The sequence below is a fragment of the Bradyrhizobium sp. A5 genome (assembly GCF_042076515.1).
Taxonomy (GTDB): Bacteria; Pseudomonadota; Alphaproteobacteria; order Rhizobiales; family Xanthobacteraceae; genus Bradyrhizobium; species Bradyrhizobium cosmicum.
This window is the reverse complement of record NZ_CP148990.1, coordinates 1,337,797-1,363,890: the sequence shown is the minus strand read 5'-3', so window position 1 is coordinate 1,363,890 and position 26,094 is coordinate 1,337,797. Positions and strand designations below refer to the sequence as shown.

20 protein-coding genes and 1 pseudogene are annotated in these 26,094 nt (G+C 64.3%); 7 read left to right on the top strand and 14 right to left on the bottom strand.

Annotated elements, in window-relative coordinates; genetic code table 11:
* Nucleotides 1-4: 4 nt before the first annotated feature.
* From WHZ77_RS06375 to WHZ77_RS06360, 4 genes and pseudogenes are all read left to right on the top strand, one after another.
* On the top strand, nt 5-1,177 hold the full coding sequence (locus WHZ77_RS06375) for an efflux RND transporter periplasmic adaptor subunit (protein WP_375312902.1): 1,173 nt from the start codon (nt 5-7) through the stop codon (nt 1,175-1,177).
* The gene (locus WHZ77_RS06370; protein ID WP_375312901.1) at nt 1,174-4,317 is read left to right on the top strand and encodes an efflux RND transporter permease subunit; all 3,144 of its coding nucleotides are present in this window, start codon (nt 1,174-1,176) and stop codon (nt 4,315-4,317) included. The genes WHZ77_RS06375 and WHZ77_RS06370 overlap by 4 nt, the downstream gene beginning before the upstream one ends.
* Nucleotides 4,304-4,447: pseudogene (locus WHZ77_RS06365) on the top strand (thioesterase); the annotation flags it as partial. The gene WHZ77_RS06370 and the pseudogene WHZ77_RS06365, both read left to right, overlap by 14 nt.
* 179 nt (nt 4,448-4,626) lie before the next feature.
* The gene (locus WHZ77_RS06360) at nt 4,627-6,399 is read left to right on the top strand and encodes an ATP-binding protein (RefSeq protein ID WP_375312900.1); all 1,773 of its coding nucleotides are present in this window, start codon (nt 4,627-4,629) and stop codon (nt 6,397-6,399) included.
* 23 nt (nt 6,400-6,422) lie between these two features.
* On the opposite strand, the gene WHZ77_RS06355 is transcribed toward WHZ77_RS06360, so the two are convergent.
* Nucleotides 6,423-8,714, bottom strand: coding sequence for an FdhF/YdeP family oxidoreductase (locus WHZ77_RS06355; protein WP_375312899.1), 2,292 nt, complete (start codon nt 8,712-8,714; stop codon nt 6,423-6,425).
* 248 nt (nt 8,715-8,962) lie between these two features.
* Here WHZ77_RS06355 and WHZ77_RS06350 point away from each other — a divergent pair, with 248 nt between their 5' ends.
* On the top strand, nt 8,963-10,210 hold the full coding sequence (locus tag WHZ77_RS06350; protein WP_375312898.1) for an oxalate decarboxylase family bicupin: 1,248 nt from the start codon (nt 8,963-8,965) through the stop codon (nt 10,208-10,210).
* A 95-nt stretch (nt 10,211-10,305) separates the two neighbouring features.
* On the opposite strand, the gene cydB is transcribed toward WHZ77_RS06350, so the two are convergent.
* From cydB to WHZ77_RS06310, 8 genes are all read right to left on the bottom strand, one after another.
* On the bottom strand, nt 10,306-11,292 hold the full coding sequence (cydB, locus tag WHZ77_RS06345; protein WP_375312897.1) for a cytochrome d ubiquinol oxidase subunit II: 987 nt from the start codon (nt 11,290-11,292) through the stop codon (nt 10,306-10,308).
* A gap of 2 nt (nt 11,293-11,294) precedes the next feature.
* A complete protein-coding gene (locus tag WHZ77_RS06340; RefSeq protein WP_375312896.1) occupies nt 11,295-12,704 on the bottom strand; it encodes a cytochrome ubiquinol oxidase subunit I in 1,410 nt (469 codons plus the stop codon).
* 19 nt (nt 12,705-12,723) lie between these two features.
* Nucleotides 12,724-12,867, bottom strand: coding sequence for a hypothetical protein (locus WHZ77_RS06335; protein ID WP_375312895.1), 144 nt, complete (start codon nt 12,865-12,867; stop codon nt 12,724-12,726).
* A 149-nt stretch (nt 12,868-13,016) separates the two neighbouring features.
* The gene (locus tag WHZ77_RS06330) at nt 13,017-13,685 is read right to left on the bottom strand and encodes a YoaK family protein (protein ID WP_375312894.1); all 669 of its coding nucleotides are present in this window, start codon (nt 13,683-13,685) and stop codon (nt 13,017-13,019) included.
* Between the two features lie 18 nt (nt 13,686-13,703).
* Nucleotides 13,704-14,540 (bottom strand): formate dehydrogenase accessory sulfurtransferase FdhD, encoded by an 837-nt coding sequence (fdhD, locus tag WHZ77_RS06325; RefSeq protein ID WP_375312893.1) that lies wholly within the window; start codon nt 14,538-14,540, stop codon nt 13,704-13,706.
* Nucleotides 14,541-14,774: 234 nt separating this feature from the next.
* The gene (locus tag WHZ77_RS06320) at nt 14,775-15,335 is read right to left on the bottom strand and encodes a cytochrome b (RefSeq protein ID WP_375312892.1); all 561 of its coding nucleotides are present in this window, start codon (nt 15,333-15,335) and stop codon (nt 14,775-14,777) included.
* Entirely contained in the window at nt 15,332-16,387 is a 1,056-nt protein-coding gene (locus WHZ77_RS06315; protein WP_375312891.1) for a catalase family peroxidase, read from the bottom strand. Before WHZ77_RS06315 ends, WHZ77_RS06320 begins: the two co-directional genes overlap by 4 nt.
* Nucleotides 16,388-16,683: 296 nt before the next feature.
* Entirely contained in the window at nt 16,684-16,965 is a 282-nt protein-coding gene (locus WHZ77_RS06310) for a hypothetical protein (RefSeq protein WP_375312890.1), read from the bottom strand.
* Nucleotides 16,966-17,216: 251 nt separating this feature from the next.
* Between WHZ77_RS06310 and WHZ77_RS06305 the strand changes: the two genes are divergently transcribed.
* Both WHZ77_RS06305 and WHZ77_RS06300 read left to right on the top strand, forming a co-directional pair.
* Nucleotides 17,217-17,459, top strand: a complete 243-nt coding sequence (locus WHZ77_RS06305) for a hypothetical protein (RefSeq protein ID WP_375312889.1) — start codon at nt 17,217-17,219, stop codon at nt 17,457-17,459.
* Nucleotides 17,456-18,145 carry a hypothetical protein gene (locus WHZ77_RS06300; RefSeq protein ID WP_375312888.1) on the top strand — a complete coding sequence of 230 codons (690 nt, stop codon included), beginning with the start codon at nt 17,456-17,458 and terminating at the stop codon, nt 18,143-18,145. Before WHZ77_RS06305 ends, WHZ77_RS06300 begins: the two co-directional genes overlap by 4 nt.
* A gap of 66 nt (nt 18,146-18,211) precedes the next feature.
* Here the strand turns inward: WHZ77_RS06300 and WHZ77_RS06295 are convergent, their stop codons facing one another.
* From WHZ77_RS06295 to WHZ77_RS06275, 5 genes are all read right to left on the bottom strand, one after another.
* Nucleotides 18,212-19,483 carry an efflux RND transporter periplasmic adaptor subunit gene (locus WHZ77_RS06295; RefSeq protein WP_375312887.1) on the bottom strand — a complete coding sequence of 424 codons (1,272 nt, stop codon included), beginning with the start codon at nt 19,481-19,483 and terminating at the stop codon, nt 18,212-18,214.
* A complete protein-coding gene (locus WHZ77_RS06290) occupies nt 19,480-22,662 on the bottom strand; it encodes an efflux RND transporter permease subunit (protein WP_375312886.1) in 3,183 nt (1,060 codons plus the stop codon). Before WHZ77_RS06290 ends, WHZ77_RS06295 begins: the two co-directional genes overlap by 4 nt.
* A 79-nt stretch (nt 22,663-22,741) precedes the next feature.
* Complete coding sequence (gene rpoH, locus WHZ77_RS06285; RefSeq protein WP_375312885.1) at nt 22,742-23,665, bottom strand: RNA polymerase sigma factor RpoH; 924 nt, start codon at nt 23,663-23,665, stop codon at nt 22,742-22,744.
* A 59-nt stretch (nt 23,666-23,724) separates the two neighbouring features.
* Nucleotides 23,725-25,149 (bottom strand): ATP-binding protein, encoded by a 1,425-nt coding sequence (locus WHZ77_RS06280; protein ID WP_375312884.1) that lies wholly within the window; start codon nt 25,147-25,149, stop codon nt 23,725-23,727.
* 10 nt (nt 25,150-25,159) lie between these two features.
* The gene (locus WHZ77_RS06275; protein WP_375312883.1) at nt 25,160-25,840 is read right to left on the bottom strand and encodes a response regulator transcription factor; all 681 of its coding nucleotides are present in this window, start codon (nt 25,838-25,840) and stop codon (nt 25,160-25,162) included.
* Between the last annotated feature and the right edge of the window lie 254 nt (nt 25,841-26,094).

Sequence of the window (26,094 nt, the reverse complement as noted above, 5' to 3'; positions counted from 1 at the left end):
CACCGTGAAACGGAACCTCACCATTGCGCTCGTTACTCTCGCCGCGATCCTGGCCTGCGCAGGCCTCTGGTTCTTCGGCACGGACCGAAAACCGGCCGTGGCAGCCGCGCCCGTGCCCGCCGCCGTGCCGGTGGTCGCCGCCAGCGTCACCGGCAAGGACGTTCCGATCTATCTGCGCGGCATCGGCACGGTGATTGCCTACAACACCGACGTCGTGCGCAGCCAGATTCAGGGACAGATCGTCAGTATCGCCTTCACGGAGGGACAGACCGTCAAGGCCGGCGACCTTCTCGCGCAGATCGATCCGCGTCCTTACGAGGCCCAAATCGAACAGCTCACGGCCAATCGCGACAGGGACCAGGCGCAGCTCACCAATGCCGAAGCCAATCTCTCCCGCTACAACCAGCTCGGCGACAAGGGCTACGCGACCCCGCAACTCATCGAGACGCAGACGGCGCAGGTGGCACAGCTCAAGGCCGCCGTGAAGGCGGACCAGGCCCAGATCGACGAGGCCAACGTCCAGCTCAGCTATACGCGCCTGACGTCCGCCGTTCCCGGCATCACCGGCGTCCGCCAGATCGATGTCGGCAACGTCATTCATCCGACCGATCCCAACGGTCTCGTCGTCGTCACCCAGATCGAGCCGATCTCGCTGCTGTTCACCCTGCCGCAGGCGGACCTGCCCGTGATCCAGGAGCACGCTGCAAAGGGCGCACTGAAGGTCATCGCCTACAGCCAGGACAACAAGATGAAGCTCGACGAGGGCACGCTGCTGCTGGTCAACAACGAAATCGCGGGAGCGACCGGCACCGTGCAGCTGAAGGCCGTGTTCCCGAACCATGAGCACCGGCTGTGGCCGGGCCAGCTGGTGAACGCGCGCCTGCTGCTCGAGATCCAGAAGGATGCGATTACTGTCGCCGGCTCGGCCGTGCAGCAGGGACCGAACGGCAGCTATGTCTATGTCGTGACCGACGGCCAGACGGCCGCCCTGCGTCCCGTTCACATCGTACAGATCAGCGACGGCCAGGCTCTGATCGACCAGGGACTGAAATCAGGCGACGTCGTCGTGATCGACGGCCAGTACCGGCTCACGGAAGGCAGCCACGTTCGCGAGCTGCACGGCAAGGCCGCGCGTGAAGCCGACCTGCAGAGCGCCGTGCAGGATGCCATCCCATGAACATCTCCGCACCCTTCATCCTGCGGCCGATCGCGACCGCCCTGCTGATGGCGGGTTTGCTGCTGTGCGGCCTTGCGGCCTATCCGCTCCTGCCGGTCGGCGCATTGCCGAACGTCAACTACCCGACCATCCAGATCTCGGCGCAATTGCCCGGCGCCGACCCGGGAACGATCGCCTCTTCGCTGGCGACGCCGCTCGAGCAGCAGCTCAGCCAGATCCCCGGCGTCACCCAGCTCACCTCGTCCAGCGCGCTCGGCGTCGCCCAGCTCACGGTGCAGTTCGAACTGTCGCGCACGGTGGACAGCGCGGCGGTGGACGTGTTGGCCGCGATCAATGCCGCAAGCCCGTTCCTGCCGCCGAACATTCCCTACCCGCCGACGATCAGAAAGGTGAATCCGGCGGAGACGCCGATCATGCTGATCGCGCTGACGTCGGACTCGCTGCCGCTGACCACTGTCGACGCCTATGCGGAAAACATCCTGTTGCCGAAGATTTCGCAGGTGCAGGGCGTGGGCCTCGTCGGAATCGGCGGCCAGCAGAAGCCCGCGATCCGTGTTCGCGTCGATCCACAGGCGCTTGCCGCGCGCGGCATCGGCCTCGAAGACGTCCGCAGCGTGATCGCCGGCGCCAACGTCGATTTGCCGAAGGGCACGCTCAACAGCCCGCGCGTCACCTATACGCTGAATACGAACGATCAGTTGCTCAAGCCCGCCGCCTATGAAGACCTCATCATCGCCTATCGCAATGGCTCGCCGGTACGTATCCGCGACATCGGCACGGCGATCGAGGGGCCCGAGAACGACCTCCTCGCCGGCTGGTACGGCAAGGAACGCGCCATCATCCTGGCGGTCCAGCGCGTTCCCGGCGCCAACGTCATCCAGACCGTCGACCGCATCAAGAAGCTGCTGCCGCAACTGCAGGCCTCCGTTCCGCCCGCGATCAAGGTGACGATTGCCGCCGACCGGACCGCCACCATTCGTGCCGCGGTCTCCGACGTTCAATTCACGCTGATGCTGACGGTCGCGCTCGTCGTGATGGTCATATTCCTGTTCCTGCGGAATTTCTGGGCCACCATCATCCCGGCGATCACGGTTCCCCTGTCGCTGGTCGGCACGTTCGCGGTGCTTTACGTGCTCGGCTACAGCCTGGACAACCTCTCGCTGATGGCGCTGTCGATCGCGGTCGGCTTCGTGGTCGACGATGCCGTCGTCGTCATCGAGAACATCGTGCGCCATCTCGAGCAGGGCATGACGCCGATGGAGGCCGCGCTCAAGGGGTCCGGCGAAATCGGCTTCACCATCGTCTCCATTACGCTGTCGCTGATCGCGGTGTTCATCCCGCTATTCCTGATGGGCGGATACGTCGGAAAGCTGTTCCAGGAGTTCGCCATCACGATCACCGCCGCCCTGCTGCTGTCGCTGGTCATCTCGCTCACGCTGACGCCGATGATGTGTGCGCGGCTCCTGAAGGACGACTCGCGCAAGAAGCACGGCCGACTGTATCTCGTCTTCGAACGTGGTTTCGACGCGCTGCTTGCCCTCTATGCCAGCGGCCTGCGGATCGTGCTGCGCCATCGCTTCGCGACGCTGCTGGTGATGCTCTCGACCGTCGCGCTGACCGGCTATCTATACGTGATCATTCCGAAAGGTTTCTTCCCGCAACAGGACACCGGGCAGATCGTCGGCATCACCGAAGCCGCACAGGACATCTCGTTCCCGGCCATGTCGGAGCGTCAGCAGGCGATCGTCGACATCCTCTCGAAGGACCCGGCGGTCCAGTCGGTGGCGAGCTATATCGGCCCGGGCGGCCCGACCGCGACGCTCAACCAGGGACGCATCTTCATCGTCCTGAAGCCGAAGCCCGAGCGCAAGGCCAGCGCCGATCAGGTGATCGAGCGGCTGGGACCCCGGCTGGCCCACATCCAGGGCATCAGGCTTTACATGCAGGCCGCACAGGACATCACCATCGGCGCGCGCCTGTCGAAGACGCAATATCAGTACACGCTGACGGATGCCGATTCCAACGAGCTCACCAACTGGTCGGCAATCTTCCTGGAGAAGCTCCGCGCGCTCGACCTCATCACCGATGTCGCGAGCGACCAGGCCAATGCCGGCCCCAGGCTGGAGGTCACCGTCAATCGCGAGGTCGCATCGAGCTTCGGCATCCTGCCCACGACGATCGACAACGCCCTCGACGATGCGTTCGGCCAGCGCATCGTCTCCACCATGTTCACCTCGCTGAACCAGTATCATGTCGTGATGGAGGTCGATCCGCGTTTCCAGTACGGGCCGGAAGCGCTCAAGGACATCTACCTGAACTCCTCCACCGGCCAGCAGGTTCCCCTGAGCACGCTGGTTCACAGCGTCATCAAGCCCGCGCCGATCCTGATCAATCACCAGAGCCTGTTTCCCTCGGTGACGATCTCGTTCAACCTGAAGCCCGGCGTCGCATTGGGCGATGCGGTGACGGCGATCCAGAACATCGAGAAGAGCACCGGCAAGCCCGCATCGCTATCGACCACGTTCCAGGGCAATGCGCAGGCGTTCCAGTCTTCCCTGTCAGGCACGCCGCTCCTGATCGGCGCGGCGCTGATCGTGATCTACATCATCCTCGGCGTGCTCTATGAGAGCCTGATCCATCCGATCACAATCCTGTCGACGCTGCCGTCGGCCGGCATCGGCGCGCTGCTGCTGCTGCTGGCTGTCCACATGGATCTCAGCGTCATCGCCATCATCGGCATCATCCTGCTGATCGGCATCGTCAAGAAGAACGGCATCATGCTGGTCGATTTCGCCCTCCAGGTGGAGCGCCAGCACGGGCTCAGCCCGGAAGAGGCGATCTACCAGGCCTGCACGCTGCGCTTCCGCCCGATCCTGATGACGACGATGGCGGCACTGCTGGGCGGCGTCCCGCTGATGATCGGCTCCGGCACCGGCGCCGAGCTGCGCCAGCCGCTCGGCTATACGATCGTCGGCGGCCTGATGCTGTCGCAGGTCCTGACGCTCTACACCACGCCCGTTGTCTATCTCTATCTCGACCGGCTCGGCAATTGGCTCACCGGGCGCAAGCCGCGGCCGGCCGAGACATCCACTCCATCCACGACCGAAGCAGATGCGGGATTGCGCCATGAATCCACTTGAGAAGGTGACCGCCGGCACGACGGCGGAGAAGCTCGTGACCGTAACGCCCGAGATGACGGTCGGCCATGTGGTGCCGGGAATGCCTGAAGTCTACGGCACGCCGATGATGATCCTGCACATGGAGATGGCCTAAGGCCGCAAGCATCGGGCCTGATCGCGGCTACGTGCGTTTTGACAAAGCGCTCGCGAAACCAAGAAGACCGCTCTTCGGCATCGCAATAGACCTCTCGTATGACGCTCGACCGCCTAGATGGCGCTAATCCCGTACAGCCCCAGCGATGGTGGCGCCGCCTGCTTCCAGACTGGGCCATGAAGGATCGCGCCTCACTATGGGCCCGGGGGAGCGTGGCCATCAGCCTGTTGTCATTGGCCTGTTCGCTGTTCGGATTCAATTCCGCCACCATCGTTCTTGCCGCCGCTCTCGCCATTTCCCTCGCGGTGATCAGTCTGAGCAGGCGGCCAGGCGAGCATGGCCACCAGGCTGTCTATCTCGCCGAAGCGCAGAAGCTCAGCCAGACCGGTAGCTTCGGCTGGAACGTCGCGACTGGAGAGCTGTTCTGGTCGGATGAAACGTTCAGGATCTTCGATCTCGTGCCGACATCGCGCCCGTCGCTCGACCTGGTCCTGAAGCGCACCCATCCCGACGACGTCAGCGCCGTCCGTGAGGCCATTGACCGAGCGGTGAATGAAAGGGGCGACTTCTCTCACGAAAACCGGTTGATGCTGGAGGACGGTACGGTCCGGACCATCCGCGTGGTCGCCCGCGGAATGACGAACGGCCGGGGCCAGTTCGAGTTCGTCGGTGCAGTGATGGACATCACCGCCCAGAAGAGAGCCCATACCGAGCTGGAGCGGAGCGAGCTGCGTTATCGCCATCTGTTCACCCGCATGCCGATCGCGTTCCGGCAGCTCGATGCCAGCAGGCTGGTCGTGCTGTTCCGGAAATTGCGCGCCGAGGGCGTCAAGGACCTCGGCGCTTATTTCGACAGCCATCCCGAGTTCTTGCGGACCTGCATGGACGCGCTCTCGTTTCAGGAGGCCAACGAACGGGCCATCCAGATGTTCGGAGGCGGCGTCGAGGATTATATCGGACGTTCCATGGCCGACACCTGGAAGGAACGCCCCGATACGTTCCGGCGAGCCATGGAATCCCGTTATCGCGGCGAGACGAACTTCGAGGAAGAGACCAGGATGGTCACGTGGGACGGCCGCGTCGTCGATGTTCTCTTCACGACGGCCCGGGTCGGTCCCATCAACGATCTCGAAGTCAGCCTGGTCGGCACCATCGACATCTCACAGCGTGTTCGCGCCCAGCAGAAGCTGCAGCAGGTGCAGGCCGAGTTCGCGCATGCCGCGCGCGTCTCGATGCTCGGCGAGCTCACCGCATCGATCGCGCACGAGGTCAACCAGCCGCTCGCCGCCATCGCCACCAATGCCGCCGCCGGGCTGCGATGGTTGAACAGGCCCAATCCCGATGTCGTCGAAATCCGCAACACCATCGAGAACATCGTCGTGGATACCCGGCGCGCCGCGAACATCGTGGCGCGCGTTCACGGCATGGCCTCGCGGAAGGCCCCCGAACGGGCCTCGCTATCGTTCGACGAGATCGTTCGCGAAGCGCTTCTCTTCCTTCGCCACGAGATGGAATCCCGCAACGTCACGATCCTGCACCGGCCCGATCCGAGCGCGCCGCAGGTGCTCGGTGACCGCACCCAGCTCCAGCAGGTGATCGTCAACCTTGCGATCAATGCGGTGCAGGCGATGGCGCAGGCGGGATACGACGATCGCAGGATCGTCATCAGCACGGTCACATCGGACGCGGCGACGCTGTGCTGCTCCGTGGAGGACAACGGCCCGGGCATCTCCGCCGAACATGTCGATCGGCTGTTCGAGAGCTTTTTCACGACCAAGGACAGCGGGATGGGCATGGGGCTGCCGATCTGCCGGTCGATCGTCGAAGCGCATGGAGGCCGGATCGGCGCCGAAGGTCACGGCACCAATGGCGGCGCCCGCTTCTGGTTCACGCTGCCGATCGCCGTCCCCGCGGATTCGTCCCGCTGCGACCTCCCGGCCGAAACGTGACCGCGATCCTTCCAGCGCTGCCGCTATTCCGCGGGAGCGGCCGCGCGCACCAGGCGGATCGGGACGCCCTTGTATGACGGCGTGAAGCTGAGGGGATCGCGGGCATAGAGCGGCACCAGCGGATTGGTCTCCGGGTAGTATGCCGCACAACAGCCGGCCGGAAAGGAATAGGCCACGACGCGGAAGTTGCGCACGATCCGCTCGGCGCCGTCGGTCGAGTCGGTGATCAGGTCGACGCGATCGCCGTCAGCAAGCCCGCGCTTCTCCAGCTCGTAGTCGTTCAGGAAAACCACGTCGCGTTGGCCGAACACGCCGCGATAGCGATCGGACATCGAGTAGAGCGTGGTGTTGTACTGGTCGTGGCTGCGGATGGTGGTGAGCCACAGGGAATCCGGATCGGTCTGCGGCGGGTCCTCGCCGCAACCCGGAAAGACCAGGAAGTTCGCCTTGCCCGACGGCGTCGCCCAGATGCGCTCGCGTGCCGTCGAGGTGAGGTGGAAGCCGCCGGGGACGCGGATGCGGGCGTTGTAGCCCTGGAAGATCGGAAACACCGCCTCGATAGCATCGCGGATGCGGTCGTAATCGGCAACGAAGCTGTCCCAATCCACCACCGTGCGCCCGCCCAGCGTCGCCTTGGCGACGCCGGCGATGATCGCGACTTCGCTGAGCAGATGCTCCGATGCCGGCTTGTTGCGGCCGCCGGATGCATGCACCATCGACATCGAATCCTCCACCGTGATCGACTGCGGCCCCGACGCCTGAATATCGATCTCGGTGCGTCCGAGGCAGGGCAGGATCAGGGCGGCGCGACCATGGATCAGGTGACTGCGGTTGAGCTTGGTCGAGACGTGGACGGTCAGATCGAGCTTGCCAAGCGCTGCCTGGGTCGCCTGCCAATCCGGAATAGCCGCGGCAAAATTGCCACCCATCGCGAAGAAGGCCTTCACCTCGCCGCGGATCATCGCCTCCAGCGCAGTCACCACGTTGTGCCCCGGCGCGACCGGAGGCTTGAAGCCAAAGCGTTGCGCCAGGCGCTCGAGGAACTCCGCCTTGGGGACCTCCGTGATCCCCACCGTCCGATCGCCCTGCACGTTGGAATGACCGCGAACCGGGCAGACGCCGGCGCCTTCGCGCCCGACATTGCCGCGCAACAATGCGAGGTTGGCGATCTGCTGGACGTTGTTCGCGCCGCGCCAGTGCTGGGTGATGCCCATTCCGTACACGAGGATGGCGCGCTCGGCCTTCATATAGGCGCCCGCCGCATATTCCATGTCCTCGCGCGTCAGGCCGGACTGACGTTCGATATCAGGCCATTGCGTGCGCTTGAGATCGTCGATCAGTTCGTCGACGCCGACGGTGTGGCCGCGAATAAAATCCCAGTCCAGGATCTCCGGCTGCTCGGCGCCACGGGCGACCTCGTCGGCCTCCACCAGGATCTTCATGATTCCCTTGAGGACGGCGACATCACCGCCGACGCGCACCTGGAACAGCTTCGAGCTGATCGTCGTCGACGACAGCGTGATCATCTCGACCGGGCTCTGCGGCGCCTGGAAACGCTCCAGCGCCCGCTCGCGGAACGGGTTGAACGAGATGATGGAGGCGCCGCGGCGGGCAGCATTGCGCAGGCTTGTCATCATCCGCGGGCTGTTGGTGCCCGGATTCTGGCCGAAGATGAAGATGCAGTCGGCCTTGTCGAAATCCTCCAGCAGCACGGTGCCCTTGCCGACGCCGAGCGAGTACGGCAGGCCGACGCTGGTCGCCTCGTGGCACATGTTCGAGCAATCAGGGAAATTGTTGGTGCCGTATTCCCGCACGAACAGCTGATAGAGGAAGGCAGCCTCGCTCGAGGTCCGTCCGGACGTGTAGAACTCCGCCATGTTCGGATCCGGCAAGGCCCGGAGCGCGCGACCGATCATGTCGAACGCATCGCTCCACTCCACCGGGAGATAACGGTCGGATGCGGAATCGTAAGCCACCGGATGGGTGAGCCGGCCGACCATTTCGAGATCGTAATCGTTCCAGCTCGCGAGCTCGGAAACGGTATGCTCGGCGAAGAATTCGGGCGTGCAGCGTTTCGATGTCGTCTCCCAGGCGATCGCCTTGCCGCCGTTCTCACAGAATTCGAACGACGAGGTGTGCTTCGGATCGGGCCAGGCGCAGCCGGGGCAGTCAAAACCTTCAGGCTGATTCATCCGGCTCAGCGTCGCTGCACCTTTCAGCGGCGCGCGCTGCACCAGAAGCGCCTCACTGAGCGCCTTGAGTGCACCCCAGCCGCCAGCGGGTTCATGGTAGGGACGAACCGATTTCGTGGTCATCTCGATATCTCTCGATTTGGCAATTCTCTGGTCCAGTTAAGGATCGCGCGGGCAGAGCAGTCTTTTCAAAACGAAGCCGAATTTCGCAATTGCACACGTTCGAACCGGGCCGGCCAGTCGCAGTGGCCATGCATTCCGGCAAAAACAGCGCCGTTCGCGGAAGCTGAAACGGCAACCGCAAACTAGGTTCGTCGACTGGAGCCCCGTCGCTACGGAGGGCTTTCGACATTTTTCAGGAGCTATCCCAGATGTTTTCACGACGTGATTTGCTGGCCATGTCCGCGGCAGGCGCCGCCATGGTCGGTTCCAGCGCGCAGGCCGCAACCTTCGGCAACCCGAACGAGCCGCCGCAAGGCGCCATCAACGCCAAGAGCCCCGGAAGTCTGACCGATCCCGGTCCGCAAAATCCTGAATTGGCCAGGCAATTCCCTTCCGCACAGACCCCGCCCGCGACCGACGTCGGCGGCCTGCCGATGGATTGGGCCTCGTTCAACAATGCGCCGAGGCGCATCCAGAATGGCGGCTGGGCACGGCAGGTCACCGTCGAGGACTTCGCCATCTCGAAGGAAATCTCCGGCGTCAACATGCGGCTTTCCGCCGGCGGCATCCGCGAGCTGCATTGGCATCAGGCCGCCGAATGGGCGATCATGACCTACGGCAGTTGCCGCATCACCGTGCTCGACACGCAAGGGCACCCCTATGTCGGCGATCTCAAGGCCGGCGACCTCTGGTATTTCCCGTCGGGTGCGCCGCATTCGCTGCAGGGACTGGGTCCCGACGGCTGCGAATTCGTGATCTGCTTTGACGACGGCCACGCCAATGAGTTCAACACGCTGCTGGTTACCGACTGGCTCGCCCATACGCCGCCCGAGGTGCTGGCGAAGAACTTTGGCGTGCCGGCCGACGCCTTCGCCAAGATCCCGCTGAACAATCTCTGGATCTTCCAGGGGACGGTGCCCGGCGATCTCGCTGCCGATCGCGCCGCAGTCGCCAAACATGCGGAGGCACCGCCCTATCCGTTCATTCATTCGCTCGGCAGCTCGACGCCGGTCAAGGAGAGCTCCGCCGGCAGCATTCGCGTCGCCGACAGCAGCAACTTCAAGGTGGCGACCACCGTCGCCTCGGCGCTGGTGACAATGCCGCCGGGAGCGGTCCGGGAAATGCACTGGCATCCGAATGCTGACGAATGGCAGTACTACATCAAGGGCAAGGCGCGGATGACGGTGTTCGACACCGGCCCCAACGCGCGGACGACGGATTTTTCGGCCGGCGACATCGGCTATGTCCGGCGCAATCTCGGCCACTATGTCGAGAATGTCGGCGACACCGAATTGCAGTTCGTAGGCGTGTTTCGCGCGCCGCGCTACGAGGAGGTGTCGCTCTCCAACTGGCTGACGCACACGCCGCCCAGGATGGTCGCCCAGCATTTCAACATCGACGAGAAGCTGATCGCCCAATGGCCGGACAACGGCCCCGGAGTCATGCCCAAATCGTGAAGCACGGCCATATAGGATCCTGAACGAGAAAGGCGCCCAAGCGGCGCCTTTCTTTTGTCCATCGCAACTCACGGCAACTTCGCGCCGTGCAGCCGTCAGTAGTGATCGGCAGCAGGGTTCGTCTTGCCGCGGAAGACGCGATAGCCGACGGCGACATAGAGCAGCATCAGCGGAAAAACGAACAGGCCGGCGCCCCAGAACATGAATGCGAGACTTGCATGAGGGGCCGCCGCCTCGTCGATCGTGACGACGAACGGAATCATGTAAGGCCAGAACGACAGAGCGAGCGTGGCGAAGGCCGCCACGAAGATCAGCGCGACCATATGGAACGGCCAATAATCGTCGTGGCGCAGGATGCTCTTGGCCAACACCGCGGCCGCGCCGGCGCCGATCGCAGGAAACACGAACAGATAGGGCCGGTCGGTCCAGCGCTGCAGAATCGGAAGATGTTCGGCAAGCGCATAGGCAAAGACGGTGACCAGGAACACCAGGACGCCGATCGCCATCGGCGGGATCAGGCGCCGTGCGTCGTCCCGAACGGGACCATCGCTCTTCCGCACCAGCCAGCAGGCACCGAGCAGCGCGTAGCCGAAGCAGAGCCCGATCCCGCAGAGGGCGGAAAAAGTGGTCAGCCAGCCGAACGTTCCGCCAGTATAATCGCCATTGGAGAACTGGAGTCCTTCGACGAGAGCGCCGACCATCGCGCCCTGCATGAAACTGGCGGCAAACGAGCCCGCGACGAAGCTGACGTCCCAGATCCAGCGCGAACGGAGCGCCTTGCCGCGAAACTCGAACGCCACGCCGCGCAGGATCAATCCGAGCAGCATCACGACGACGGGAATATAGAAGGCCGACATCACCATGGCGTAGACCACGGGAAAAGAGCCCCACATGATCACGCCCGTGACGACCAGCCAGGTCTCATTGCCGTCCCAGACCGGGGCGACCGTGCCCAGCATGGCATTCCGCTTCGCCTCGTCACCGGCCACGCCGAACAGCATGCCGACGCCGAGATCGAACCCGTCGAGGAGGAGATAGATCAGAATGCTGATGGCAAGAAGGGCAACCCAGTACATCACCATGTCTATTCTCCCGCCTCGATATGGGTGCGTGCGGCCGGCATCTGATCGGCGAGCGACATCGGCCGGTTGGGCACGGGAACGTCGAGCGGCTTGCCGCCGAGTCCCGCCGGGCCGGCACGCAGCAGACGATAGATGTAATATGTTCCGAACGAGAAGATGAAGGCGTAGACCGCGACGAACAGGATCAGGGAAGTCATCGCAGCCGACGCCGTCAGGAACGGCGTCACGGCGTCCGCAGTGCGCAATACGCCATAGACCGTCCATGGCTGGCGCCCCACTTCCGCGGTGTACCAGCCGGTGAGGATCGCGATCCAGGGCAGCGGGAAACTTAGAAAGATGCCCCACAGCAGCAGGCGGCTCCGTTCGAGCCGATGCTTGAGACCGAGCCAGCTCCCGAACCAGGCCAGCCCCAGCATCACGAAGCCACAGCCGACCATGATGCGGAAAGCGAAGAACGGGATCGCCACCGGCGGCCGGTCCTGCGGCGCGAAACTGGTGAGGCCGACCTCCTTCGACGTGAAGCTCATGCTGCCGATGATGCTTCCGAGCACGGGAATCGATATCGCGTATTTGTTCGACTCAGTGCTCGAATCGGGAATTGCGATCAGCACCTCCGAGGCCGGCTGCTCGTCATGCCAGCGCGCCTCGATCGCGGCGAACTTGGCCGGCTGGTAGTCGTGAACGTAGTCGCCGACGAGATGCCCGATGAAGGGCTGGATCGGCAACAGCACCGCCGCAAGCGCAAGCCCCATCCGCAGCATCACATGCGCCTCGGCGCGATAGGTCCGCCGCAGCAGATACCACGCGCCGGTTGCGGCCACGCAGAACGCGCCGGTCAGATAGGACGCGAGCAGCATATGCGGAAACCGGACCCAGACCACGCGATTGAAGATGATCTGTACCCAGTCGTCGGGGACGAACTGGCCGTTCTGCAGGACGTATCCGGTCGGCACCTGCATCCAGCTGTTGTTGACCATGATCCAGAACGCCGAAAGCGTCGTTCCGAGCGCGACCATCGCGGTCGAGAACAGGTAGAACCACGGCGGCACCCGGGGCCGACCGAAGATGAGGATGCCGAAAAAGCCCGCCTCCAGCATGAACGCGGTGAATGTCTCGTAGGAGAGAAGCGGGCCCTGGATCGGGCCCGACATCTTCGAGAGCACGCTCCAGTTCGTTCCGAACTGAAACGCCATCACCACGCCGGACACGACGCCCATGCCGAAGGCGACGCCGAAGATCTTCAGCCAGAATTCGAACAGGGTCCGGTAGACCAGCTTGCCGCTGTACTGGTGCATCGCTTCCAGCACGGTGAGCCAGGCGGCAAGCCCGATCGTGAACGCGGGAAAGATGATGTGGAACGAGATGGTGAAGGCAAATTGCAGCCGCGACAGAAGAAGCGCCGTCGGATCCATCGGACAATCTCCCGTTCGCTCAGGCGCGGTTCGCGGCCGCTGGCGCCTGAGCGGCCGGCTGCGGAACATTATCGACCTTGAGGACCACGGCCACATCCCGGAGCCTGCCCGCGGGAAGGTTCACTTCACCCAGGCTCTCTGTCTCTTTGCGGAGGTCGTTCATCCTTGCCTCTCCTGGCAGCCGTGTCGGAAGCGCCCTTGTGGCACTGATCGAAACTCTACGGACAGCACGGTGCGCACGCTTCCGCGAACGAACGTCCTTTTACCGAATGGCATGGCGGGCGCCTCAGCCCGCAACGAGCGAGCGCGATGTCAACGCGGATGATTTCGCCGGCGACAGAGCCAGAGAACGCACATCGACGAGGCGATCGGCAGTGCGAGGCTCCATGTTCCCAGCCATTTGGTCACGCAGCCGCCGGCGGCGGCGCCCAACAGGAACGTCAGGCAGAGCGTGAGCATGGTACCGGCGCCCGACGCCGCATCCGGATCGGACGCATCAACGAACTGATCGATAGCCCGTAGCATGTTTCCGGTGACGGTGACCGAGAGATACTTCCAGCGCCCGACCTGCCTGAAACTCGCCGATTGCAGCGCGACGCCGAAGGAGATTCCGAGGATCACGATCTGATCGGGAGCACGATGGAGCAGCAGCAGCGCCGCTGTCAGGCAGACGATCCCTCCGACGAGACAGCCCCGTACCGCCCGGGTGCGGACCGCCACCACCGCTCCCAAGACGAAGGCCGCCAGCGGAAGGAGATGGTGGAGCGCCCGCTGCCATTGCCCGGACAGGGCGTAGACCCCGAGGAAAACGACATTGCCGGTTTGGGAACTGGCGAAGACCCCGAGCGATAGCCATGTGAAGGCGTCGAGGAAACCTCCCGACATGCTCAGGATAGAGGCCACCAGCAGCGATCGTTCCGGAGCGTAGACCTCGACTCCTGCCTTGGCCGAAGGCTCCGTTAATGCAGCTTGCATCGCCATGTTCGCAGGTCCGCGACGTCAGCAGCCGGCGCGCGGCGCGGCTTCTTCCGGCAGCAGAACGCGGCGCGGATGCGTGAATACGCCGTATCCGTCATCGCGGGCGATCGCCAGCAGCGTAATCCCCGCCTCATCCGCAGTCCGGATTGCGAGTGCGGTCGGCGCGGAAACGGCCACGATGACCGGTGCCCCGATCATCGCTGCCTTCTGCACCATCTCGACCGAAACGCGGCTCGTCAGCAGCACCGCGCCATCGCAGGCCGATCTTCCCTCGCTGACGATTGCACCGGCGAGCTTGTCGAGCGCATTGTGCCGGCCGACATCCTCCCTGACCAGAGTAATGCCGGCGCGAGGATGCCAGAAGGCTGCCGCGTGAACGGAGCGTGTGTGCTGATTCAATATCTGGAGAGGAGATAACGCCTGCATGGCGTGCAGCAGATCCCGCGCGTGAAAGGCAAGGCCGGGGCCCTCGACGCGCGACGGCGCGCGACACGCCTGTTCGAGGCTTTCGATGCCGCATAACCCGCACCCGACCGGGCCGCTGATGGCGCGGCGGCGCGCGGCCAAGGTCGCCGCACGATCGCCATCGAGCCACATTCGCACTTCCATGCCGAGTTCGTTCGAGATCAGCTCGATGCTCCCGATCTCGCTTGCCCGGGCGATGATTCCTTCGGTGAGGCTGAAGCCGACACCGAAATCCTCCAGATCGGCGGGCGTCCCCATCATGACCGCATGGGTCGACCCGTTGTAGGTGAGCGCGATGGCGCTCTCCTCGGCGACCAATCGCGATGTCGAACTCGTGCGGCCGCCGCGCCAGGCGATCTCCCGGTGCCTCGTGTACGTCGACTCCATCATCATGGCTTCCACCGTTGCCGGCTGGGCCGCATGCCCCATTTCCCGACGATCGCGTGAATGGCCCTTCCGAGCGACGCCTTCGCGTTCGGCATATCCGTCATGGCTTGCCTCTTGAACATATGACCGTCCAGCCGGTCATGGATGCGGGCAAGCGTACAGAGATCCGCTTCCAGTCATCTTTCCAGGATGCAGCGATGTTGTTTATCCGCACGCTCGCCGCGCCGGCGTGCGAAGCGTTCACTCCACCGGCGTCCTGTCCCGCAACGGCAGGAGTGCGATCGCATCGAATACGCCGTCGCGCCGGATCAAGGCATGGAACAGCCCGGCGGCCAAATGCAGCAGCACGAGGGCAAAGAACGCAAGGCCCAGATAAAAGTGAGCATTCCACAGCAGCGTGTGCACGAGGTCGCTCTGCGGCAGCAATGCCGGAATTCGAATCCCGTCATACAGAACGACTGGATAGGCCGCAGCCCAAAGCATGCCGAGCCCCAGCAAAGGCATGACGATCATGAAGCCATAGAGGGCCAGGTGCGACAATCTCGCTCCCAGCTTCATCGCCGGCGGAAGATCAGCCGGCAACGGTGGCGCGCCGTAATGGAGCCGCAGAGCCAGCCTGATCACGACGAGAACCAGAAGGGTGACGCCGAGCGTCTTGTGGATCAGGATCAGGGGCAGATATGTCTGCGCCACGGTGGACACCATGCCGACGCCGATGAAGAGCATGGCGATGATGCAAGCTGCCATCAGCCAGTGCAGGAGCCGCTGGATCAGGGCGAAACGATGAGGAGCATTGCTCATGGCCTGGCGGTCCCGGTTCGCGGATAGTCGCTGGCTTCGGCTGCACGAAGATCGTAGGACTTGCGGTAGACTGACGAGCGCGCGGCGGGGAACGGATCGTCCGACACTCGAACTCCCTTCGGTAGCACGGTCGGATCGAAGTTGATGTCACGGCAGGGCCCATCCCGCTCCTGTTCGATCCGCTGCACGACGAGCGTTCCGACCTGCACCGTACGGCGGCCCTCGGGCCAGGCCTTGCTCGGGTCCGCGGTCGGATCGCCGGGACCGGCGACAGTCGTGACCATGGTCCAGCGCTGCGGACCGGCGGTCCTGACCCGCTCCACTATCTCCTGCTCGAGAAAATCCGGGCCGCGCTTATCCAGCTCGGCTTGTGATATCGGAACGACGTTCGCCGTCGGCAGCAGCGACCATCGAACCGCGCGGTCGCCGCCCTTCGCGTCCGTGAAGATGAAACTGTTGAGCCCGTGGTAAGGCTCTTCCGCGTAGCTGGCGGTCCAGGGCGCCGTCTTGGCCCAGTCCGCGAAGGCGGTGAATTCCGGATTTGCCTGGATGAACGTCTTCATCGCCTCCGGATCCTTCTTGCCGGACGCGATCAGCAGGTCATGAAATGCTTGCGGCGTCGACACTGCAAAGACCGGCGGGTTGATCAGCGCCATCCGCCACTCTTCGCCGTCCGCCGCTGCAATCTGCAAACCCAAACCGCGCACACGGACAGTTGCATCCACGGCGTTCGGATCGGCGGTGCCTAGATTGAAGCGGCCGAGCGCCGGATACGAGCCTCGCTCGAAGACCTTGGCCCTCGAGAGCTCCACGCCGTTTCCGTTCGCCTCGAAGACGCCGGTGAAGCAGATTCCCTTGGCATGATTTCGCCGGTGCCCGAGCGCTGCACCGCTCGGAGGCGCCAGCGCCGCGATCATCTGCTCCGGCGACAGGCGCCCGGGCGAGAACCAGCCTGCAGTGTATGCGAACGCGGCCGCGCTGCCTCCGAGAACGGCCGCGATCAACACCAACGATCCAAGTCCCGAACGCGGCACGTTGCCTGACTGGTTCATCGCGTCTCCTTGCCACCATCGAGCTTCTCGCAGACCGGCCACACCGCCCGTTCTGTCGAGCGGTTCGCGTTCCTTGTATTAGCCGCGGCCACGGCCACGATCTTCTGAAACCCAACGCCAATTTCGCGAAGGCACGTTCAGGCCTGCCGGCGAGTGGAGGCTCGTCCTGCCCCCTTCGGGCTTTCTCGAGATATTTCGTGCGATCTGAAAATCAGCCGCGGGGGCTCGAAAGATCCGTCTCGCGCCAAGCGCGTATTGCGGAGGCAGTTCGCGCAAGGCCGGCGGATGCACGCGCTTCAGCAACCGCGGCAAACCGATCCTTCCAGCATCTTCTCGAGCCGGGCGTCGTCGTTGTCGATGGTCGGGTCCGTGCCGAGCAACGGCCCCTTCGTCGCATGACCGCCGCCGTCCGACGACGGAAGCGCGGTCCCCAGCGAGTTCGTTCCTGGCGTGGCGGCGCTCGTGCCAAGCGTACCGCCGCCACCCATCGACATATGCGATCCCATACCACCGCGGGCGGACGCAATGCCCGACAGCGCAATACAGACGCCGACACAAACGACAGGGAGTAATCTCATTGCTCACACTCCAGATGTTCACGCGATCCGCTGCTTGGAAACGAATACCGGCCACTTTTGGTCGCGCACAATCTCGCGAGCACTCTGACAACCATGATAGAATCTTCTCGCAAGAGTGATGCACATACGCCGCGACTCTTCGACCGGACTACCTACATAACCCCCAACAGAACAATTCCGGAAACGCCATCAGCCGAGCAGCGATCATCGCCAAGCGCCTCTTCGCACAGAGCAAGCAATGGAGAATCGCTATGAGTGCATTCAAGGTCATGATCGCCGCAGCGCTGATCTCGACAGCGACGATATCGTCCGCATCAGCAGCCTGGTCTTTCGCCGACCAGGAGCCGGCAGCCTTTGCATCGATGTACCCCGATCGCGACGTGCTGAATGGTGGCGCGCTGACGCCAGCCGGGCGAATGGGTCTCGAGCGTCCGGGTGGCGCCGCGCCCGTATTCGCCCCCAGCCATCTTCACGGCCAGTACGGGGGTCGATGACCAGACGCCGCAAACAAGCATCATCCGTCCTGCCGCCCCCTCAGCATCCCGGCGGCAGGATCGGCGACACGCCCGGCGTCGGGGCCGCGCCTGAGGCGTTGGCCGGCAGCATCGTCGCAGGCTCCGCCAGGTTCATCGAAACTCCTTCCATGCAAGCCGAGCTGTTCGGGCTGGGCACGACGGCGGCATTCGGGTCTATGCCCGTGCCGCCGGCGGCGCTGGTATCCGCGGGGATCGTGCCGGGCGCGGGGCTTGCGGGCACTTGCGAAATCGAGAGTGGCAGAGACGCAGCGCTCGTCACCTGTCCTCCCGGCGTTGAGCTGCATGCCACCGCCGCACCCGTTCCCGCCGGCGCAGCCGCGGAGATCGTTCCGATGGAGCTGATGTTCTGCCCCGTAACCGGCAGGATCGGAGCAGCGATGCCCGATGACGCAAGGCCCGTGGGCGATACGGTCGGGGTCGCCGGTACCGGCGTTGGCGATGACGACGGTGGCGCGCAAACCACCACCGTCCCTGGCGTGGTCGGGTCCGACGCGAGCGGAACGGGCGCCAACGTCGTATCCGGAGCACCCAGCACGGTCGTTGCGGAAAACGGCCCCGGACTGTTGAGCGGCGAGATCACGATCGCGCCCGGCACCGTCGGCAGATCCATTGCCGTGCTGCCTGTCGTTGCGACCTGTGCCTGAACAGGAGATCCGCCGAGCAGCAGAGCCATCACCGTTGCGAATGCAATCCGCATCATCTCTGCGCCCCTAGCTCACTTCGGCCTTGCGAACGGTGACCGTGCTGCCTTCAGCCAGATTGACCGCAGGATTGAGCACGACCTGATCGCCGGGCTGAACACCGTCGCGCACTTCCACCGTGGTGCCGAAGTCTCTGGAGATCGAGACCTGCTGCAGATGAACCGTCCCGTTCCGCACGACCGCGACATGAAGACCGTTCTGATCGAAGACGAGTGCATCGGAGGGGATGGTCATAGACGGCGTCCTGCGCGGGATCGATAATTCGACCGTGCAATAGATGCCCGGACTGAGCTGGCCATCAGGGTTGGGCACGTCGATCTCGGTCAGCAGCGTCCGGCTCCCAGGCTGCAGCGCGGTGGCGATCCGCGTGACCTTGCCCGCAAACGTCCGCCCCGGAATCTCGGGGACGCGGATCTCAGCATCGACGCCGGGTCCGACTCCGAAGGCCTCGTCCTGCGGCACGAAGACCTGGGTTCGGATCACGTTGGAATGCATCAGCGTGAACATGAAGGTCGACCCGGCTTGCACCAGGCTGCCATTGTCCACGTTGCGCTGCGTGACCACGCCGTCGAACGGTGCCACCACACGCTGATACGCCTTCTCCTGCTGGAGGACGCGAATCTGCGCTTCCTGCGCCGTGATGTTCGACTGCGCGATGCCCACTGCGCCCTGCTGCGCGCGCAGGGTGAGACGATCGTTGTCGCCCTGTTGTGCCGTCAACCAGCCTTGCTTGACGAGATTGCTGTCGCGCGAATTGGTGACGTCGGCCAGTTCCCGGCTCGCCTGCGCCTGCTGAAGCGCCGCCTGATCCTGCGCCAGTGTAGCCTGCGCCTGCGCGATTTGCTGGTCCAGTTCGGGCGCGGTGATTTCCGCGAGGAGGTCGCCCTTCTTGACCCGATCGCCGATATCGACGTGGCGCTTCTCGATATAGCCGCTGGTCCGCGCGAAGATGTTGGCCGCCTCGAACGCAGTCGTCGTCGCCGGCAAGCTCACCTTCAGGATGTCGCCGCTGGGCCGGACCGTCGCCACCCGAACCTCGGGAACGTTGGTTCGGACCTGTTCTGCCACCGCGGCCACGTCACGCGCAGCCTCGTAGTGCCGCCAACCGCCAATGCCGAGACCGCCCGCAAGCAGCAGGAGCACGCCTCCTCCGAGCAGCGCACCGCCGTAACGGCGCCCGGATCGAGCGCCCTTGCCCGGCAGCTCCACGACCCGGAGGTTTTCTGCCCGGGGGCGGTCTCTCGCCCCCCCGTCATCGGTCCTTGCGCGAACGTCACTCATTCCGGTTGCTCCTCGAATACGCCGTGGTGAGGCTTGCCGTCATTGCCCTTGCGCAGCATGGCGAAGAGATAAGGCACGATCAGCAAGGTGGTCGGGGTTGCGAACAGCAGGCCGCCGATGACCGCCCGCGCGAGCGCGGCATTCTGCTCCTCGCCCGGCCCGCCGATCGCCATCGGGATCATGCCCACGATCATCGCGGCCGCAGTCATCAGCACAGGCCTGATCCTCGTCCGGCCGGCGCTGAGTGCCGCCTGGAACGCGGAGTGTCCCTTCAACTGCTCGTCGCGCGCGAAAGTTACGAGCAGGATGGAATTTGCCGAGGCAACGCCGATCGCCATGATGGCTCCCATCAGCGATGGCACGTTCAGCGTCGTTCCGGTGATGAAAAGCATCGTCACGATGCCGCAGAATGTCGCCGGGAGCGCCATGATGACGACGAAGGGATCGCCGAAGTTCTGGTAGTTCACGACCATCAGCAGGTAAACCAGGATGGCTGCGAACATCAGACCGATCCCGAGATCACGGAACGACTGATGCATGCTCTGGATCTGTCCCAGGACTTGAATCGAATTGCCCGGTTGCAGCTGCTTCTGCAGGGTGGACGTCACCTTCTCGATGTCGGCCGCGACGCTGCCGAGATCGCGACCCTGCACGCTCGCATAGACGTCGTACACCGGCTGGACATTGGCCTGGTTCGAATTGGTGGGAACGGTGCCCCGCTTGAAGGTGGCGACATTGCTGAGCAAGCCGGGAACCGGCTGCCCGCTTGCGGCAAGCGAGGCCGACACCGGAGTGTTTCCCAGGGCATTCAGCGAATTGGCCCTGTATTCCGGTGTTTGTACCGCCAGGTAATAGGGGATGCCCGACGTTGGATCCGTCCAGAAATTCGGCGAGACCTGCGCGGACGAACTGAGGCTGACATTGATATTGGTCGCCACTGTGCTCGCGTTGAGGCCGAGTTGCGCGGCGCGGGTGCGGTCGATGTCGGCGTAGAACGCGGGAGCATCGACTTCCTGCTGTAGATGCGCATCAACTACGCCGGGGATCGCGGCGAGGCTCTTCTGCAGCTCCTTGGCGACGGCGAGGTTGTTGTTACCGTAACCGACCGTGCGGACATCGACCTGCGCCGGAAGTCCAAAATTCAGGATCTGCGTGACGATATCCGCCGCCTGGAAATAGAACGTGTCCTCCGGGAACGCCGATGGCAGCACCTCCCGCAGCTTCTTGACGTAATCCGCAGTCGGCTTGTGCCCGTCCTTCAGCGACACCAGGATGACGCCGTCGTTCACCCCGATGGTCGAGCCGTCCGTGAATGCGAGATTGTAGGCGCGCGCCGGCAGGCCGATATTGTCGACGATCAGCGCCCGGTCGCGCTCCGGAATGACTTCGCGGATCTTGTCCTCGACCGCCTGGAAAATCGCTTCCGTCCGCTCGATCCGCGTGCCCGCGGGCGCGCGAACGTGCAGCTGGATCTGGCCCCCGTCGATGAGGGGATAGAAGTCCCTTCCCACATAGGCGAACATGGTGGCGCCGAGCGCCAGCACCAGCGTGGCGACGACGGGAACGATGACGCGATGTCGTAGCAGTCTGTCGAGGAGATCGGAATATCCGTCGCGCAGGCGCTCGAAGCCGCGCTCGAACGCCGCGGAGGCGCGCGCGAAGATGTTCGACGGGCGCTCGCCCTCGCCATGGCGCCGCTCGCCTTTCAGCAGCAGGCCGATCGTGATCGGCGTGAGCGTCCGCGACAGCCCGTAGGACGCCAGCATCGCGAACACCACGGCGAGGCCGAGCGGCGTAAAGAGGTACTTGGCCGGGCCCTCCAGAAACACGACCGAGGTGAACACGCAACTGATCGCGAGCGTCGAGACCAGCGTCGGCACCGCGATCTCAGCGGCTCCGTGCAGGGTCGCTTCCGACAACGGCATGCCTTGCTCGGTCCAGAGCCGATGCGTGTTCTCGATCGTCACCGTCGAATCGTCGACGAGGATACCGACCGCGAGGGCAAGCCCGCCGAGCGTCATCGTGTTGAGGGTCTCGCCGAGGAAATACAGGACGATCAGCGAGGACAGCATTGCCAGCGGGATTGAGATCAGGACAACCAGCGTCGATCGCCATGACCCCAGAAACACCAGGATCATCAGCGCCGTGAGCCCGGCCGCGATCGCGCCTTCGCGCAGCACGCCATCGACCGAATGGGTGACGAATATCGACTGGTCGAACAGCTCGCTGATCTTCAGCCCCGCCGGAGCCGACGCGCGGATCGACGTCAAAGCCGCCTTCACGCCGTTGACGACAGCGAGCGTGGATGCGTTTCCGTTCTTGATGACGCTGAGCAGGACGGCGCGGTGACCGTCCTCGCGCACGATGTTCTGCTGGACCTGGGCGCCGTCGCGGACCTGGGCGACGTCCTTCAGAAAGATCGTGGCCCCGTTCACGAACTTGACCGGGATCATGTTGAGATCCTGGATCGTGGCCGGCGTCGCATTGGTTCGAACGGTGTACTGGGTGTCGCCGATCTTCGTCGTGCCGGTCGGCAGCGTCAGATTCTGGGTATTCACCGCATTGACGATGTCGAGCGGCGTCAATCCGCGCGACAGCAGCTTGTTCGGATCGAGGTCGACCATGATCTGACGGTATTTGCCGCCAGCAGGCGTGGGCAACGTCACGCCCGGAACGGGAGCCAGCTGCTGGCGGACGCGGTAAATGCCGAAATCGTAGAGCTGCTGCTCGTTCAGGCTGTTCGACTCGAGACTGAGCTGCAGCACCGGCACGCTCGAGGCGTTGAACTGCACGATGATCGGCGGCTGGATGCCCGGCGGCATCAGGGCGCGGATCGCGTTGGTGGCCGAGACGATCTGCGAGATCGCAAGATCGAGATTGACGTCCGGCTGGAAGTAGATCTTCTGAACCGACAGACCGTTGAGGGTCTGCGCTTCGATATTCTTGATGCCGCTGACATTGGCGCTGATCGAATACTGGCTGTAGGTGCTGACGCGCTGCTCCATCTCCGGCGTGGAAAGGCCGGTGTAGCTCCAGATGACCGTGACGACGGGAATCTGGATCTCCGGAAAAATATCTGTCGGCATCGAGCGGATCGCGATGCCGCCGAGGAACAGGATCAGCGCCGCAAGCACATAGAATGTGTGCGGAAGCCGGAGCGCGAAGCGAACAATTCCCATGATGGTCTGCCTGAAGCGGGTTATGCGTAATCGTCGGACAGGTGAGGACTGTCGGTTCCCCGTTCAAATGAAATCGAATTCAGCCGACGCACGCGGCGGCGCGTGGCGCATCCTGTGCGGCGAGCATGACCGCCCGCTTCACCTTGCCGAAGGCGCGAATCTCGATCTGCCTGACACGTTCGCTGGAGATCGCTAGCTCGCGGGCGAGCTGATCGAGCGTCACGGGACGTTCCGTCAGCCGCCGTGCCTCGAAGATCCGACGCTCCCGCGCCGCGAGCCCGCCCAGCGCGGCACGCAGGGCCCTGGTGCGATGCTCCGACAGCTCGTGATCGGCGAGCGTCGTCTCCGCGTCGGCCGCCCCGTCGACCAGCAAGGCTTCCAGCTCGGTTCCACTGTCCTCATCGCCGACACGGGCGTTCAACGACATGTCGCCATTGAGCCGCGCGTCCATCTCGATCACCTCACGCGCCGTCACCTCGAGCTTCCCGGCGATCAATTCGACGACGTCAGGTGTGAGCCCTGTCATCACGTTGCCGGTGGCTTTCCTGATCTCGCTGCGGAGCTTGAAGAACAGCCTCTTCTGGGCGGCCGTCGTCCCGATCTTGACCAGGGACCATGAGCGCAGGATGTACTCGTGAATCGCCGCCTTGATCCACCAGACTGCATAGCTGGAGAATCGCGCGCCGCGGCCGGGTTCGAAGCGTGACGCCGCGATCACGAGGCCGAGATTCGCTTCCGCGATCAGATCGACCAGCGGAAGTCCGTATCCCTTGTAACCGCGCGCCAGCTTGGCGGCGAGCCGGAGATGGCTGGTGACGAGCGCGTCCGCCGCACTCCGGTCCCGCGTCTCCTGCCAGCGCCTTGCCAGCTGCTGCTCCTGCTCCGGCTCAAGCAGGTCGAAACGCCTGATGGTTGCCGAATATGCGCTGAGGAACGGTGGCGACACCGCTGCGGGCGGCATGGCAACGGGATCGCGCCTCGCTAGTTCGTGGCTAGTCTGCATTTGTCACTCCTCTGGTCCAGGCCGGCTGGTTGATCTCGAAAGCATCGTCCATGGTCTGGTCATCCCATCCGGCTCGCGTCTGCATGCAGCAATGTCCGCGACCGGCGCGTGATGGGCATGCCCGCCTTCCCGGTCCAGGCGAGGATCTCGATCCGCCCTCCGGGAGCGGGGCCAATGATCAGCCGGAAGCCGTGCAGCTTGACGATTGCGGCCACCAGGCTCAGTCCGAGCCCGACGCCGGGCGTGTTGCGCATCTTGTCGGAGCGATAGAACCGCCGCAGCACCGCCTCGCGCTCCTGCTCGCTGATGCCGGGCCCGGTGTCGCTCACGCGCACGAGCGCGGTGTCGTCCTCCGCTTCCAGCGCGAGTTCCACCCGTCCGCCTGACGGCGTGAACTTGACGGCATTGTCGACGAGATTAGCGACCGCCTCGAACAGCAGGTCGCGGTCGCCCCACACCCGCACATTGCGCTCGATGACGACCCCGAGCCCGATGCGCTTGTCTTCGGCGATGGGCTCGTAGACGTCGCACACCTCCCGCAGGATCTCGTCGAGCGCGACGTCGCCAAAACCGGCCATGCGGCGGTTGTTCTCGATTTCGGTCAGACGCAGCAGGGCCGTGACGATCGCAAGCGACTGGTCGATGCCGGCGATGGCCTTGTCCGAGACGTCCTGGAGCTCTTCCAGCGTTGCCGCATGCGTTCGACCGCGCTCCAGCGCCAGACGGACGCGCGTCAGCGGCGTCCTGAGATCATGAGCGATGTCGTTGCCGACGCCGGCCAGCGCATTGATCATGGTCTCCATCTCGTCGAGCATGCCGTTGACGATTCCAGCCAGCCGCGCGAAGGAATCGTCCGTACTGCCCTCCGGGAGCCGCTCGCGCAGCTCGCCGGCCACGATGCGCTGGACCCGCTGGTTGACCTCCTCCACGCGCCTCTGGGCGCGGACGCTCAGCCAGACACCGGCCAACAGGCAGAGGCTGAAGGCCGGCAGCAGGCCGAGGGCCAGGGCCTCCCCCACGACGCTCGATATCTCGCGCGTCTCGTCGACGTTCCGTCCCATTACCAGGATATCGCCATCGTCGAGGCGCCTGCCGACCGCCCTGACCACCGGAACATGCGCCGCGGCCTTTTCCACCGGGTCGAGCGGCACACCCTGCACCGCTCCGCCGAGTCCGAGTTCGCGCGGCAGGCGATCGATGTTGCCGGCAAGGCGGGCGCCGGCGGCATCGAACAGTGCCGCGTATTGCACGCCCCTGGAGTCCTGCGCCAGATGATCTGCGATGGCGCTGACGCGGCGCGCCGGCGGCAGGTCCGCAACGAAGTGGATCTGCGTGGTGATCATGCGATCGGAGCGCGCGACCAGATAGTCGTCGAGCTTCCAGTAGATGAACGCGAACAGCGCGACCACGAACAGCGCGAAGCCCGCCGCCACGGCCAGGGCCCAGAGGAATGTGCCGGAGCGGATCAACCGGATCTGGTGCATTGCCCGCCCCCTATTGCCGCGAGCGCAGAACGAAGCCGGAGCCCCGGACGTTGTGGATCAGCGGCGTCTCTCCGGGGCCGTCGACCTTGTGGCGAAGCCGGCCCATATGGACGTCGATCAAATTCGTGGTCGCCGGAACGAACTTGTAGTTCCAGACCTCTTCGAGCAGCATGGCGCGCGTCAGCAGCTGGTCGTTCCGGCGCATCATGTATTCGAGCAGGCGGAATTCGCGCGGCAGCAGGTCGAGCTCGCGCTCGCCACGCCGCGCGGTCCGCTCGATCAGGTCGAGCTTGAGCGGCCCAGCATGCAGAATGGTCTCGCGGCTGTCGCCGGGACGGCGCAGCAGCGCCTCGATCCGCGCGACCAGTTCGACCAGCGCGAACGGCTTGGTGAGATAGTCGTCTCCGCCCATACGCAATCCGCGCACCCGGTCATCCACAGCGCCGAGTGCACTGAGCACCAGCACGGGCGTCGTGACCTGATCCTTGCGCAGCGCCTCTATGACGGTGAGCCCGTCCATGCCGGGCAGCATGCGGTCGACGATCATGGCATCCGGGCTCGACGCGCGAGCCCGGTCGAGACCATCGACGCCGTCGCCGGCCCATTGCACTTCGAAGCCGCGATCGGCGAGTTCGGCCACGATCGCCTCGGCGGTCTCGGCGTCGTCCTCGATCAGGAGAATCCGGTTCATGATCTTCGCTCCACCTTTCGCGCGGCGTCCTGGCGCGCGGTGAGGAAGCGTGCGTTCAGCAGCGCGCGGTGTCATGTCCGTTGTCCGCGCGCACCGACCCCGCGGCCTTGACGCCGTCCGATGCCGGCCACTCGCTGTGGTGCGAGATAGGCCCGCGGCGCGAGCGCTGCCATTGAATTCCAGTTCATGCTCCGGGCGGCTCGCCTCACGAGCAGCACCCATGCAAGGACGAGGCGTGTTGCCAATATCGTGAT